Here is a 13,867-nt window from a genome sequence, read left to right as displayed (position 1 = left end):
CGTCTGTCAGCCCCGTCTGTCAGCCCCTGTGCTCGGGTCCCGCGTCGGTGGGAGGAACCGGCCCCTTCTGGGTCAGCCAGCGCAGCAGCCATTCCATCGGTCCCTGCCGGCCGCTGCGCTGCCAGGCAAGGGCGAAGACGATCTGCGCCGCGTTGATGGCAAGAGCGACCAGAAGCAGTTGGTGATGCTCCATCGACCCGAACAGGCCGAAGCCGAAACCATAGAAGAGCAGCACGCAGATGACCGTCTGGCCGATATAGGTGGTGAGCGGAATGCGCCCGACGGCGACGAAGGGAGACAGCAGCGACTGTCCGGCGGCTCGCCGCACGAGCAGGTTGACGAGCCCGATCAGGCCCAGCCCGATCAGCAACCTTCGGAGATTGTAGAGATAGGCGTCCCAGGAGCCGATGGACCAGTTCTCGAAGCCGGGAACAGCGCTGGTGCCATGGACAAGGAAGCCGACGAGCGCCCCGCCACACAGGCCCGCGACGGTCATCATCGCATAGTGTGATGATTTCCAGCGGCCCGAAAAGGCTCCGAGACGGTAGAGCGCCATTCCGAAGAACATCATCGCGCCGACATCGAGGATGTGATCGCTGAAGAACAGCGTGGTCTGTTCCTGGAAGGTTTCGGGAGCAAGGTTGCGCACGACTTCGGTATAGCTGGCGAGGCGCTCGTCCATCTCTGCCAGAGCCATACGCTCAAGCTCGTCGAACATGGCCGCTTCTTCCTCGGCCTCCTGGCGAGCGGCGTCGTCCTGGTCTTCGCCATCCTGGCTTTCGGCAGCCTGGCTTTCGAGCCGGCTGTCTTCCTGCGGTTGCGAGCTCCCGGAGGAATCCGCCGGGGTCTCGGACGTCTCGGTCTCGCTGCGGGAGGCCGCCTGCTCGCTCTGCGCCGCCTCGAAGGCATCGCTTGAGATGCGGTCCAGCGACAGGCCGGTCCCGTCCTTGAGGGAGGAAGCAACGAAGATCACCAGCGCGATGGCGAGGAGCGTCCGGCCCGAGACGTTCCGGAAGACGAACAGGAACATCCCCAGAATGCCGTACACGTAGAGAACGTCGTGTGGCCACAGCAGCAGATAGCCGTGAACGATGCCGAAGACGATCAGCCACATCAGCCGGCGGAAATAGAGATCTGCCGCCAGCAGCCCGCCAGGCGCGCTGGCATGACGCTCCATCAGCAGGATCGCGGTCGCCCCGAAGATCAGCGAGAACAGGCCGCGCATGGTTCCGTCGACGAAGATGACGACGAACAACCACGACGCGACATTGGCGACGACCGTCGCCCCCCACTCTTCCGGCAGGGCGAAGGCGACGGTGGGCATGCCGAAAACGAAGATGTTGCGCCACAGGATGCCGAGGGCCGCAAGGCCGCGCAGGGCGTCCAGCACAACCAGCCTGTTCGACGCGGACGCGCTTGCGACCGTGTCGGCGCTGGTCCGACGGATGCGTTGATCCACGTGTGAATGTCCGGAAAGAAGACGTATTGGCGGAATGCTTACTCCCGGACGCAGAGTCGCACAAGCGCGATTGCACGGGGCGCGCCCTGCCGCAGCAGCACGCGCCCCGGAGAGAGTTGCCGATTTTGCGCCCTATTCCGCGGCTTCGCGATAGGCCGGGTTGTGGGTCTTCGGCTTCGCCTTGAGCTTCAGTTCCTTCAATTCCTCGCGAGCCCGCTCCGCGTTGCGCAGGAGCTGGAACTTGCCCGGCTGGTACTGTTTCGGAGCGAAGATGTCGCCCACGCCGTAGTCGCCCGCCGCGCGCAAGGTGAAGGCGGGGTCGGCGAGATGCGGCCGCCCCAGCGCGATCAGATCGGCGCGGCCGGCGGCCAGGATCGTGTTGGCCTGGTCCGCCGAGGTGATGGCGCCGACCGCCATGGTGGCGATGCCCGCCTCGTTGCGGATCTGGTCGGAGAAGGACGTCTGGTACATGCGGCCGTAGACCGGCGAGCTTTCCGGGCTGGTCTGGCCGGTGGAGACATCGATGAGATCGGCGCCAGCCTGGGCGAAGGCGCGGGCGATCACCACACTGTCGTCGCCGGTGATGCCACCCTCGATCCAGTCGGTCGCCGAGACGCGCACGGACATCGGCTTGTGCTTCGGCCAGGCCGCACGCATCGCCTCGAACACCTCGAGCGGGTAACGCAACCGGTTCTCGATGGAGCCGCCATAGGCGTCGTCACGCTGGTTGGTGACCGGCGACAGGAAGCTTGCCAGCAGATAGCCATGGGCGCAGTGCAGCTCGATCATGTCGAAGCCGCAGGCAATCGCCCGCTCGACGGCGGCAACGAAATCCGCCTTCACCGCATCCATGTCGGCCCGGTCCATCGCCTTCGGCGTCTGGCTCTCGGGATAATAGGGCAGGGCGGACGCCGACAGGATCGGCCAGGCCTCGGTCGCGGGCAGCGGCCGGTCCATGCCCTCCCACATCAGCTTCGAGGCACCCTTGCGCCCGGCATGGCCGAGCTGCAGGCAGATCTTCGCATCCGACTGCGCATGGACGAAGTCGACGATGCGCGTCCATGCGACCTGCTGCTCGTCGGTCCAAAGGCCGGCGCAGCCCGGAGTGATCCGCGCGGTCGGCGACACGCAGGTCATCTCGGTGAAGACGAGGCCGGCACCGCCCATGGCGCGCGAGCCGTAGTGGACGAGGTGGAAGTCCTGGGGCATGCCGTCGATGGCGGAATACATGCACATCGGCGAGACGACGAAGCGGTTCGAGACCTGCATCTCGCGCAGGCGCAGCGGCTGGAAGGCGGGAACCGTCGGGCGCTGCGTGTCGACGTCGAGCCCGGACGCCTTGACCTTCTCCGCAAAGGCACGAGCCGCGGCGTCGACGAAGTCAGGCGCGCGCAGTTCCAGATTGTCATAGGTGATCGCCTTGGAGCGGGTCATCACGCCGAAGGCGAAGGTGACCGGATCCATGTGCCAGTAGCGCTTCACATGCTCGAACCAGACGAGCGACACGTCCGCCGCATGCTGGGTCTTCTCCACCTCCTCGCGGCGCGTGTCCTCGAAATCGGCAAGCGCGTCGGCAATGGTCGGCTTGCGCATCACGCTCTCGTAGAGCGCGATGGCGTCTTCCATGGCAAGCTTGGTGCCGGACCCGATGGAAAAATGCGCCGTCGACTTGGCATCGCCCAGCAGAACCACATTGTCCATCGTCGTGCGGGCGTTGCGGATCATCGGAAAGTTGCGCCACATCGACCGGTTGATCAGCAGCTTGTGGCCGTCGAGCTCTTGCGCGAACACGCCTTCGAGAAAGTCGGCCGACTCCTGCTCCGACATCGCTCCGATGCCGGCCCTCCCGAACGTCTCCGGATCGGTCTCCAGGACCCAGGTCGAGCGGCCCGGCTCGTACTGATAGGTGTGGGCGATGAAGATGCCGTGCTCGGTCTCCTTGAAATAGAAGGTGAAGGCGTCGAGCGGCTTGGTGGAGCCCATCCAGGTGAACTTGTTCGGGCGCAGGTCGACCGAGGGGCGGAAGTGGTCGCGATGGGCTTCGCGCACTGCCGAGTTGATGCCGTCCGCGGCGACGATCAGGTCTGCGTCGGGGAATTGCTCGATGCCCGGAACCTCGGCCTGGAAGTGCATCTCGACGCCGAGTTCGCGGGCGCGCTCCTGCAGCAGCAGCAGCAGCGTGCGCCGGGAGCAGCCGCAGAACCCGTTGCCGCCGATCCGGAAGCTCGCATCCTTGTAGTGGATCGCGATGTCATCCCAATAGGCGAAGTTCTCGGTGATGGCGCGATAGCTCTCGCGATCGTATTTCTCGAAGGTCTCAAGGGTCTGATCGGAAAACACGACGCCGAAGCCGAACGTGTCGTCTGGCCTGTTGCGTTCATGCACGGTGATGCGGGCCGACGGGCGCGCCTTCTTCATGAGGATGGCGAAATAGAGCCCCGCCGGGCCGCCGCCGATGACCTCGATACGCATGACCAGATCCTTCCCTGTCGTGTTCGGTTTGCGGGACATCGCCGCCGGCCAAGCCTCGCAGGCCTCCCGACAGGCCGGCGTGCCGCCGATCTCGGGTCGCCGCATCGATGCGCTTGCGTCCCCCTCGCAGATATTTTAAGCTTAAAATAATTCGCGACGCAACGCCGTTCTGGTGGCGCGGCGCCGACCGGAGAAAGGTTCGGGGAGAGGCATGGCGAAAGAGGCTCCATTGCACGGCCGTCACGCCCTGGTGACCGGGGGAACGCGCGGGATCGGGCTTGCGATCGCCCGCCGGCTGATCGCCGACGGCGCAACCGTCACCATCCTCGGGCGAAATGCCGTGCGGGCGGAGCAGACGGCGCGCGAGATCGGAGCGGCCGGTTTTGCTGTCGCCGACGTCACCGACCGGGACGCGCTGATCGCGGCGCTGCGCGCGTGCGAGGAGATGCACGGCAGCGTTGCGATCCTCGTCAACAATGCCGGCCAGGCTGAAAGCTCTCCCTTCCTGAAGACGCCGCCCGAGCGTTTCGAGCGGATGTTCTCGGTCAATCTGATGAGCATTGTGAACGCCTGCCACGCCGTGCTGCCCGGCATGATCGCGGTCGGCGACGGGCGCATCGTCAATGTCGCCTCGACGGCGGGGCTCAAGGGCTATCGCTACGTCTCGGCCTATGTGGCCGCCAAGCATGCGGTGATCGGTCTGACGCGGTCGCTGGCGCTGGAAACGGCGGAAACCGGGGTGACCGTCAACGCGGTCTGTCCGGGTTTTGCCGACACCGATCTGGTGCGCGAGAGCGTTGCGCGGATCCGTGAGAAGACTGGCCGCGAGGAGGTGGACATTATCGCCGACATGGTGCGCGACAATCCGCAGAAACGGCTGATCGATCCGAACGAGGTGGCCGACGCGGTTGCCTGGCTGGCGGGCGATGCGGCTCGTTCCGTGACCGGCCAGGCGATCGCGGTCGCCGGCGGCGAGGTGATGTGAGGGAAGAGGGATGGACGAGGGCGCTAGCAAGGACATTGGCGACAGCGAGGGGGAGGCTCCTGCCGTCCTGCTTGATGCGGAGACTCGCCTGCATGGCGACGACCACCGCGCGGAGCTGCGCCTCTGGCTGCGGCTTCTGACCCTGACAAACCTGATCGAGAGCGAGATCCGCTCCCGGTTGCGCGGCGCGTTCGATGTCACCCTGCCGCGCTTCGATCTGATGGCGCAATTGGAAAAGGCGCCGGAAGGACTGACCCTCGGCGATCTTTCGCGGCGCATGATGGTCTCGGCCGGCAATGTCACCGGCCTTGTCGAGCGCCTGGTCCAGGACGGGCTCGTCGAGCGGCGCCCGGCTCCCGGCGACCGGCGCTCCGCCCTGGTCACCCTGACACCCGAGGGACGGGCCGGTTTCGAGGCCATGGCACATGCCCATGGCGACTGGGTCGGCGATCTCTTCGCCGGGCTTTCGGACGCCGACATCGAGCAGCTCATGGCGCTGCTTGCACGGGCCAAGGCTTCGGCGCGAGCGGCCTCGGAGGCCGCTCGCAACGCGCCATCTATCCACAAGGAGCCGTCCAATGGCTGATGCCACCGTTTCCGCCCCGATCGTCGGCGCACAGGAGACCTATCCGATCGCGCTGCCCGTGCGGGACTATCGGCCGACCCATTTCCGTCTCGAGGTGGACGGCAAGACGGCGGTGATCACGCTGAACCGGCCGGAGCGCAAGAACCCGCTGACCTTCCATTCCTACGCCGAATTGCGCGACCTGTTCCGCGCCCTGCAGTTCGACGAAGAGGTGAAGACGGTGGTCGTCACCGGCGCTGGCGGCAATTTCTGCTCCGGCGGCGACGTCTTCGAGATCATCGAGCCATTGTTGTCGCGCGACATGCCGGGCCTGCTCCAGTTCACCCGGATGACCGGAGAACTGGTCAAGGCGATGCGCGCCTGCCCGCAGCCGATCGTCGCCGCCATCGACGGCATCTGCGTCGGTGCGGGGGCAATCGTCGCCATGGCGTCGGACCTGCGCGTGGGAACGGCCGGCGCCAAGGTCGCCTTCCTGTTCAACCGCGTCGGTCTTGCCGGCTGCGACATGGGCGCCTGCGCCATCCTGCCGAGGATCATTGGACAGGGGCGTGCCTCGGAACTTCTTTATACCGGCCGCGTCATGAGCGGCGAGGAGGCCGAGCGCTGGGGCTTCTTCAACCGTCTGGCGTCGCCCGAGGCGGTTCTCAAAGAAGCGAAGACGCTGGCCGACAGCCTCTCCGCCGGTCCGACCTTCGCCAATGCCATGACCAAGCGCATGCTCCACATGGAGTGGGACATGTCGGTCGACCAGGCCATCGAAGCCGAGGCGCTGGCGCAGGCGGTCTGCATGAAGACCGAAGATTACCGCCGGGCCTTCGAGGCCTTTGCGGCGAAGCAGAAGCCCGTCTTCGAGGGCAATTGACGCGCTGTCGTCGAGGAGGATGCGATGACCGACCTGAGCTTTCTCGACTGGCCGTTCTTCGACGACGGACACCGCGCCTTTGCCGCGCGGGTGGAGGCCTTCGCCGCCGCCGAGGTCGAGCGGCTTGCCGACCATCATGACGTCGACGGTTCCTGTCGCAGGCTGGTCGCCGCGCTCGGCAAGGCCGGTCTGCTGCGTGCCGCCGTTCCGGCGTCCCATGGCGGCCTGCATGAGCGGCTGGACGTTCGCAGCCTGTGCATCGCCCGCGAAACGCTCGCCCGCTACAACGGTCTCGCCGACTTCGCCTTCGCCATGCAGGGGCTGGGCACCGGCTCCATCACGCTTGCCGGCTCGAACGAGCTGAAGGATCGTTACCTGCCTCCGGTCATGCGCGGCGAGAAGATCGCGGCCTTCGCCTTGTCAGAGCCGGACGCCGGCTCCGACGTTGCTGCACTTGCCACCGTCGCGGACGCCGACGGGCCGGACCATGTCCGCATCTCCGGCGAGAAGACCTGGATCTCCAACGGCGGCATTGCCGATCACTACGTGGTTTTCGCCCGCACCGGCGAGGCGCCGGGCGCGAGGGGGCTCTCGGCCTTCGTGGTCGACGCCGACACGGCCGGGTTCTCGGTCAAGGAGCGCATCGACACGGTCGCTCCGCATCCGCTGGCGACCCTGTCCTTCGACGGTGTCCGGGTGCCCGTCTCCGCTCGTCTTGGCCGGCCAGGGGAGGGGTTCAAGGTCGCCATGGCGACGCTCGACATCTTCCGTTCCACGGTCGGGGCGGCGGCGCTCGGCTTCGCGCGCCGGGCCCTTGCCGATACGCTTGAGCACACCACCAGTCGCCAGCTTTTCGGGGCACCGCTTGCCGATCTGCAAATGACGCAAGGCGCGCTGGCCGACATGGTCGCGGATGTCGATGCGGCGGCACTGCTGGTCTATCGCGCCGCCTGGACCAAGGACATGGGTGCCCCGCGCGTCACGCGAGAAGCGGCGCTCGCCAAGATGGTTGCAACGGAGAATGCCCAGAAAGTGGTGGACCGTGCGGTCCAGCTTCATGGCGGCCACGGCGTGCGCGTCGGCTGCAAGATGGAAGAGCTCTACCGCGATGTCCGCGCGCTGCGCATCTACGAGGGCGCAACAGAAATCCAGAAGATCGTGATCGCGCGTCAGGCGATCGCCGACCATGCCGCCCGCCGCTCCTCCGCGGCGGCCGAATGACGACCATAGAACGCGCCGGAAACCGGCCGCCCCAACCTTCCACAGGAGTGCCGAATGGCCCGCTCAGCCCATACCGACACTTTCGCGGCGGACAATCTGCCACCGCGTGAGCTCTGGCCCGACTTCATCAACCTGGAAAAGCTCGGCTTTCCCGAGCGCATGAACTGTGCCGTCGAACTGATCGACCGCAACGTCGCGCAAGGGCGCGGCGACAAGCTGGCGCTGGTTTCCCCGACCGAGCGCTGGACCTATGCGGAGCTCGCCGAAAAGGTGAACCGCATCGCCAATGTTCTTGTCGCCGATTTCAGCTTGCAGCCGGGCCACCGGGTGCTGCTGCGCTTTCCCAATACGCCGATGATGACGGCGGTCTATTTCGCGATTCTGAAAGCCGGCGGCATTGTCGTTGCCACCATGCCCCTGCTGCGTGCCAAGGAGCTTGCCGTCATCGTCGACAAGTCGGAGCTCTCGCTCGCCGTCTGCGACCACCGCCTTGCCGAGGAGATGGAACTGACGCGCGGCCGTACCGGCCGGCTGGCGACGATCCTCTATGCCGGCAGTGGCGACGACGCTTCGCTGGAGCGCCGCATGGAGGCCGCTTTGCCGGACTTCGCGGTCTGCGATACCGCTGCCGACGACGTCTGTCTGCTCGGCTTCACCTCCGGCACAACCGGCGTGCCCAAGGCAACGATGCACTTTCACCGCGACATGCTGGCGATCTGCGATTGCTACGCGCGCGAAGTCCTGCGGCCGCAGGAAAGCGACGTGTTCATCGGCTCGCCGCCGCTTGCCTTCACCTTCGGCCTCGGCGGGCTGGTGCTGTTCCCCTTCCGCGTCGGTGCGACCGCCATCCTGCTGGAGCGGGCCGGTCCCGACGATCTGTTGAAGGCGATCCCGCAGATGCGCCCCACCGTGCTCTTCACCGCGCCGACCGCCTATCGCGCGATCCTCGCCAAGAAGGGCGAGGCGGATCTCTCGTCCTTGCGCAAATGCGTTTCGGCTGGTGAGGCCCTGCCCAAGGCGACCTGGGACGAATGGCTGGCGGCGACCGGCATCCGCATTCTCGATGGCATCGGCGCGACCGAAATGCTGCATATCTTCATCGCCGCGCGCGAGGAGGACGTGCGTCCCGGAGCCACCGGCAAGCCCGTTCCGGGCTACGAGGCGAAGGTGATCGGCCCCGACGGTGAGGAAGTGCCGGACGGCACGCCCGGCCGGCTCGCCGTGCGCGGTCCCACCGGTTGCAGGTATCTCGCCGACGACCGCCAGGCCAGCTATGTGATCAACGGCTGGAACGTCACGGGCGACACCTATATCCGCGACGCTGACGGCTATTTCTGGTATCAGGCGCGCTCCGACGACATGATCGTGTCGTCCGGCTACAACATTGCCGGTCCGGAGGTCGAAGGAACGCTGCTGGCCCATCCGGCCGTGGCGGAGTGCGGAGTGGTCGGTGCCCCGGATCCGGATCGTGGCCGCATCGTCAAGGCCTATGTGGTGCTGAAACCCGGCGTCACGGGGGATGCGGCGCTGGTGAAGGAACTGCAGGACTACATCAAGGCTGAACTCGCTCCCTACAAGTATCCACGCGCCATCGAATTCGTCTCCGCGCTGCCGCGCACCGAGACGGGCAAGCTGCAGCGTTTTGCGCTGCGTGAACTGGCGACGGGAGAGAGCGAGCCGCCGGCCGCAAGATCCGCCGCGTCGTAAACGCGAACCGTTGAAGATCGGGACTTGGAAGACCCTATGAGCAAGACTGCCGACACCGCCACCGCGATGCCTGCGCGTGCCGCCGTTCCCTCGCCGCTTGCGGCCCTGCAGCCCGACGGCTGGCCGATCCCGAAAGGCTATGCCAACGGCATGGCCGGGGAGGGACGGATGGTGCTGACCGGTGGTCAGATCGGCTGGACCCCGGACGGGGTCTTCGCGTCCGATTTCCTCGGCCAGATCCGCCAGACGCTGGAGAACGTTGTCGCCGTCGTCGCTGCTGCCGGCGGCGGTCCCGAGCACATTGCCCGCCTGACCTGGTATGTCACCGACATCGACGCCTATCGCGAGTGCCTGAAGGAGCTCGGGCCCGTCTACCGCTCGGTGATGGGACGCAACTATCCGGCGATGGCCGTCGTCCAGGTGGTGGCGCTGGTCGAGCCGGAGGCGATGGTGGAGATTGAGGGAACTGCGATCCTGCCAGTGTAACCGCTCGGGCAACGACAAGCCCTGCGGGCTGCGCATGCTCAGCCCGCTTGTGCAGCCCGGCGCCTTGTGGAATAGACAGCCGCACCACCGAACAGGGCCTGTCGACCACGTGACCTCTCCTGCCTACCGACCGGATATCGACGGCCTGCGCGCCGTGGCCGTCCTGTCCGTGGTGGTGTTCCATCTCGATGCGAACTGGCTGCCGGGCGGCTTTGCCGGTGTCGACATCTTCTTCGTCATCTCCGGTTACCTCATCACCGGCATCGTCTGGTCGGAGCTTGCAGCCGGACGCTTCACGCTGAAGGGCTTCTACCAGCGGCGCATCCTGCGCATCGTGCCCGCCTATTACCTGGTGCTCGCGGCAAGCTTCCTGGTGGCAGCGCTGGTGCTGATGCCGATGGAGTTCGAGGCGTTCTCCATGTCGGCGCGGGCCTCCGTGCTGTTCGCCGCCAATTTCTGGTTCGCCCAGCGGATCGACTATTTCGACCAGGCGTCGGAACAGGATCATCTGCTGCACCTGTGGTCGCTCGCGGTCGAGGAGCAGTTCTATGTCGTCTTCCCGCTGCTTCTGATGCTGCTGGTGCGCCTTGCCGGCGCGTCGACCCGCAAGGCGCTGTTGCTCGTGCTCGTCCTCGGGGCGGTGTCGCTTGCGGCGAGCATTGCCATGGCGGCGTTTGCACCGCGCGCCGGGTTTTTCATGCCGCACACGCGGGCCTTCGAACTGATGATCGGTGCGCTGCTCGCCCTGTCGGGCGCCGGGAGAGCGCTCTCGCCCATCCGGCGCGAACTCGCCGGAGCGCTGGGGCTTGTCCTGATCGCCGCGTCCTTCGTCCTGCTGTCGGATCGTCTGGCCTATCCTGGGGGCTGGGCACTGCTGCCGTGCCTTGGCGCCGGGCTCGTCATCATCTCCGGTGCAAATGGGCAACCCCACGCCACGTCCGTGCTGCGCTGGCGGGTCAGCATCGCCGTCGGCCTCGTTTCCTACTCCTTGTATCTCTGGCACTGGCCGGTGATCGCCTTTGCCCGCACGCTTGGATTCGATCCTGCCTCGCCGGCAACCACCGCCTCGCTCCTGCTGCTGATGGCGGCGCTCTCTGCGGCGACATGGCGCTTCGTCGAGCAGCCGGCGCGCGGCTGGCGCTCCGCGGGGGCCGCGCGCGCCTTCGGTCTTTTCGCCGGTCTGTCGCTGGCAACGCTCGCGGTCACCGCCGTGGTGGAGGCGACCGACGGCCTGCCGCTGCGCATCCCGCCACGGGTTGCCGGTCTGATGGCCGCGAATGAGGAATGGCGGGCAAGCGACAGGCTCGCCTGCATGAGCCGCTGGCGCGACGAGGGTTTCTCGTTTGCGGAGAGAGGCGTGCCGGAGAGTCCCTGCCGGTTGGGCGCTCGCGAGGGTGCTGCCCGGGTGGTTCTGTGGGGCGATTCTCACGCGGCTGCCCTGGCGCCGGGTGTCGACGCTGCCCTGGCCGAGCTCGGGGTTGGCGGGCTTCTCGTCGCCAAGGCCGGCTGCCCGCCGCTGGTCGATCCCCGCATTTCGGGCTCCGAACACGATGGCACTTGCCAGCAGTTCACGGAGCAGGTGCTGGACGAGATCCTCGCTGCCCGCCCGGATGCGGTGATCCTGGCCGCCCGCTGGACACTCATTGCGGAGGGCGGCACGGGCGTCGACCTGCGCTTCGCGCCGCCCCCTTCCGCATCGGTGCGCCGCGCGCGCCTGATGGAACTGACGCAGGCTTCCATGGCTCTCGCTGCGCGGCTTGCAGACACCGGCATTCCGGTGATGCTGGTTCACACGGTTCCCGAACCCGGCATCAACGTGCCCTCGGCAATCGCCGTGTCGGATCGCTTCGGCCTGGCCGAGCCGGCGGGGCCGGGACGCCAGGCCGCGCTGACACGCCAGAAAGCTACCCGTGCGGCGCTCGATCAGGCGGCAACCGGCCACGGCTGGCGTGTGATCGACCCGCTGGATGCGCTATGCGGCGCGGGGACCGCCTGCCGGATCGTGGCTGCGGGCGAGCCGCTGTATTTCGATTCCAACCACCTGACGGTGCGCGGCGCCGAACTGCTCTCGCCCGGCCTTGTCGAGGCCCTGTCTCCACTGCTTGGCAGGAATTAGCAGGCGTCCGCTGTCACTCCTGTGCGGCAGCCTTCTTCCGGGCGCGAAAGACATCGGTCTGCACACCGGCAATGCCCCAGTTTTCCAGTTCGACTTCATCGATCACGACAAACGTCGTCTCCGGGTCCTTGTTCAGCACCTCGACCAGGAGATCGGTGACGCCGGCGATCAGCCGGGCCTTCTGCTCACGCGTGACGCCTTCGCGTGTCACCTTGATGTTCACATACGGCATGGGTGTCCTTGTCCTTGTTCGTGTCAGGCGGCCGCGTCGCGTGGCCGGGTGGTGTAGTCGAAAACCTTGGCGGCGATCAGCCAGCGTCCGTCGATCTTCACGAGCGACAGGAAGTCTGTGAAGAACCGTTCGCCGATGGAGCTGCGGACCTGCGCCAGGGCTGCGTTGGGGCCGGCGAAGGTGATGGCGACAACTTCGCCGTCCGCCGGTTCGCCGCGCGAGGCGGGGGAGGGGCGGGCAGCGACGATCGGCAGATAATGGTCCATCGACCAGAAGCGGATGTCGCCGTCGGTCGTCGCCGCGTAAAGCGCGCGGTCGTGGAACAGGCTGCCGAGCAGTACGGCGTCGCTTCGGTGCAGGGCCTCGTGATAGCGCCCGCAAAGATCGAGAATGGCGGAAAAGTCCGCCGTTTCACTGGAGGTCATTGCGCGTGTGCCCTGTGCCGGGCGGCGGAGGTGACACCGGCCGCCGTCCTGTTGATGACGTTCCTGGGGGTTCAGGTCAGGCCGCCTTGCGCAGCCCCTCGGCCTCCAGCGCCCGCCGGGTGGCCTGCCGCTCCGCGATTCGAGCGACGAAGGCCGTTGCCTGCGGGAACTCGTCGAGCGAAAGACCGATGAAGCCGGCCCAGTTCAGCACCGTGAAGAGATAGGCGTCGGCCACCGAGAACGTGTCGCCCATCAGGTAGGGACGACCGTCGGCAAAGATCGGTTCGAAATGCGCGATCCGCTTGCGAACCTTGTCGATCGCCGCCTCGCGGGCAACGCCTTCCGCGCCCTGGAACAGCGGCGAGAAGGATTTGTGCAGCTCGGCGGAGATGAAGTTCAGGTGCCGGTGAAGCTGCGTCCGCTCCCAGGAGCCCGGTGTGGGCGCCAGGCCGGAGGCCGGATGCTGGTCGGCGAGATACTGCAGGATCGCGGCGCCCTCCGTCAGGACGTCGCCGTTGTCCAGTGCCAGCGCGGGGACGTAGCCGTCCGGATTGATCTCCAGGAAGTCTCGTCCGCCGGCTGTCGTCTTCGCGCTCGTGTCGACGCTTTCGATGTCGAAGGACAGACCCAACTCGTTGAGGACGATATGGGTGGCGAGCGAGCAGGCGCCCGGCTTGTAGTAGAGCTTCATCGTGTCTGCGTCCCTATGGCTGCAGGGCCGGTTGCATCCGGCCCCGGAGTGGTGCTGCGGTTGTTTGACCGCGTCCACCGCATCTAGGAAGCTTTGGTTACCTTTGTAAACTTGAAAACCTTGTGTTACGGGATAATCAGATTTCCGATCGGTAACCGCTCCCGGTCGCGCCATGGCGTGCGCGGCGGTTTGGCCGACGCGGTCGAGGAAGACAAGCATGGCCTTGAAAATACGCAAGAATCACAGTCCGCCCCCGCCGGAAGGCTGCCCCTTGAGCCATTGCATGGAGATCCTGAAAGGTGCCTGGACGCCGAACGTGATCTGGTGCCTAGCCGCCGGTCCGCGTCGCTTCTCCGAACTGCGGCTCGACATTCCGGCGGTCTCGGCCAAGGTGCTGACGGCCCGCCTCAGGGATCTGGAGAGGAAGGGGGTGGTGGCGCGCACCGTTCGCCCGACATCGCCGCCCTCGGTCGAATATTGCCTTACCGATCTCGGCGCGGAACTGCTGCCGGCGATCCGCGCCATCGTCGACGTGTCGCACAAGCTGAAGACGCGCAACACGCCGGCCGACCTCAGTGGCGACACGGAGGTCGAGGTCGGCGAATAGGATGGGGCGCGGCATCGC

At 66.4% G+C, this 13,867-nt stretch carries 13 protein-coding genes; 8 read left to right on the top strand and 5 right to left on the bottom strand.

Annotated features, from left to right (window positions below):
* Positions 1–19: 19 nt before the first annotated feature.
* Positions 20–1,459, bottom strand: coding sequence for a DUF418 domain-containing protein (locus TSB10P1A_RS21240; RefSeq protein ID WP_186389931.1), 1,440 nt, complete (start codon positions 1,457–1,459; stop codon positions 20–22).
* A gap of 132 nt (positions 1,460–1,591) precedes the next feature.
* A complete protein-coding gene (locus TSB10P1A_RS21235; protein WP_186389930.1) occupies positions 1,592–3,931 on the bottom strand; it encodes a bifunctional salicylyl-CoA 5-hydroxylase/oxidoreductase in 2,340 nt (779 codons plus the stop codon).
* Positions 3,932–4,142: 211 nt separating this feature from the next.
* On the opposite strand from TSB10P1A_RS21235, the gene TSB10P1A_RS21230 reads away from it, so the two are divergent.
* The 7 genes from TSB10P1A_RS21230 to TSB10P1A_RS21200 all read left to right on the top strand — a co-directional run bounded on the left by TSB10P1A_RS21230 (position 4,143) and on the right by TSB10P1A_RS21200 (position 11,894).
* Complete coding sequence (locus TSB10P1A_RS21230; RefSeq protein ID WP_186389929.1) at positions 4,143–4,916, top strand: SDR family NAD(P)-dependent oxidoreductase; 774 nt, start codon at positions 4,143–4,145, stop codon at positions 4,914–4,916.
* Between the two features lie 10 nt (positions 4,917–4,926).
* The gene (locus TSB10P1A_RS21225; RefSeq protein ID WP_186389928.1) at positions 4,927–5,502 is read left to right on the top strand and encodes a MarR family winged helix-turn-helix transcriptional regulator; all 576 of its coding nucleotides are present in this window, start codon (positions 4,927–4,929) and stop codon (positions 5,500–5,502) included.
* A complete protein-coding gene (locus tag TSB10P1A_RS21220) occupies positions 5,495–6,364 on the top strand; it encodes an enoyl-CoA hydratase family protein (RefSeq protein WP_186389927.1) in 870 nt (289 codons plus the stop codon). The genes TSB10P1A_RS21225 and TSB10P1A_RS21220 overlap by 8 nt, the downstream gene beginning before the upstream one ends.
* 24 nt (positions 6,365–6,388) lie before the next feature.
* Positions 6,389–7,585, top strand: a complete 1,197-nt coding sequence (locus tag TSB10P1A_RS21215) for an acyl-CoA dehydrogenase family protein (RefSeq protein ID WP_186389926.1) — start codon at positions 6,389–6,391, stop codon at positions 7,583–7,585.
* A 54-nt stretch (positions 7,586–7,639) separates the two neighbouring features.
* On the top strand, positions 7,640–9,292 hold the full coding sequence (locus tag TSB10P1A_RS21210) for a benzoate-CoA ligase family protein (protein WP_186389925.1): 1,653 nt from the start codon (positions 7,640–7,642) through the stop codon (positions 9,290–9,292).
* A 66-nt stretch (positions 9,293–9,358) separates the two neighbouring features.
* Entirely contained in the window at positions 9,359–9,778 is a 420-nt protein-coding gene (locus TSB10P1A_RS21205; RefSeq protein WP_244293206.1) for a RidA family protein, read from the top strand.
* A 109-nt stretch (positions 9,779–9,887) separates the two neighbouring features.
* The gene (locus TSB10P1A_RS21200) at positions 9,888–11,894 is read left to right on the top strand and encodes an acyltransferase family protein (protein WP_186389923.1); all 2,007 of its coding nucleotides are present in this window, start codon (positions 9,888–9,890) and stop codon (positions 11,892–11,894) included.
* Between the two features lie 13 nt (positions 11,895–11,907).
* Here the strand turns inward: TSB10P1A_RS21200 and TSB10P1A_RS21195 are convergent, their stop codons facing one another.
* The 3 genes from TSB10P1A_RS21195 to gstA form a co-directional block, all read right to left on the bottom strand.
* Complete coding sequence (locus TSB10P1A_RS21195) at positions 11,908–12,126, bottom strand: 4-oxalocrotonate tautomerase family protein (protein WP_186389922.1); 219 nt, start codon at positions 12,124–12,126, stop codon at positions 11,908–11,910.
* A gap of 23 nt (positions 12,127–12,149) precedes the next feature.
* A complete protein-coding gene (locus tag TSB10P1A_RS21190) occupies positions 12,150–12,551 on the bottom strand; it encodes a nuclear transport factor 2 family protein (protein ID WP_186389921.1) in 402 nt (133 codons plus the stop codon).
* 76 nt (positions 12,552–12,627) lie between these two features.
* Complete coding sequence (gstA, locus tag TSB10P1A_RS21185; RefSeq protein ID WP_186389920.1) at positions 12,628–13,242, bottom strand: glutathione transferase GstA; 615 nt, start codon at positions 13,240–13,242, stop codon at positions 12,628–12,630.
* Positions 13,243–13,525: 283 nt separating this feature from the next.
* On the opposite strand from gstA, the gene TSB10P1A_RS21180 reads away from it, so the two are divergent.
* Positions 13,526–13,849 carry a helix-turn-helix domain-containing protein gene (locus tag TSB10P1A_RS21180; protein WP_244293200.1) on the top strand — a complete coding sequence of 108 codons (324 nt, stop codon included), beginning with the start codon at positions 13,526–13,528 and terminating at the stop codon, positions 13,847–13,849.
* Positions 13,850–13,867 lie beyond the last annotated feature (18 nt).

Source organism: Stappia sp. TSB10P1A, assembly GCF_900185725.1.
Classification (GTDB): Bacteria; Pseudomonadota; Alphaproteobacteria; order Rhizobiales; family Stappiaceae; genus Stappia.
Note: the sequence above shows the minus strand (reverse complement) of the source record. Positions and strands in the feature narration are given on the sequence as shown.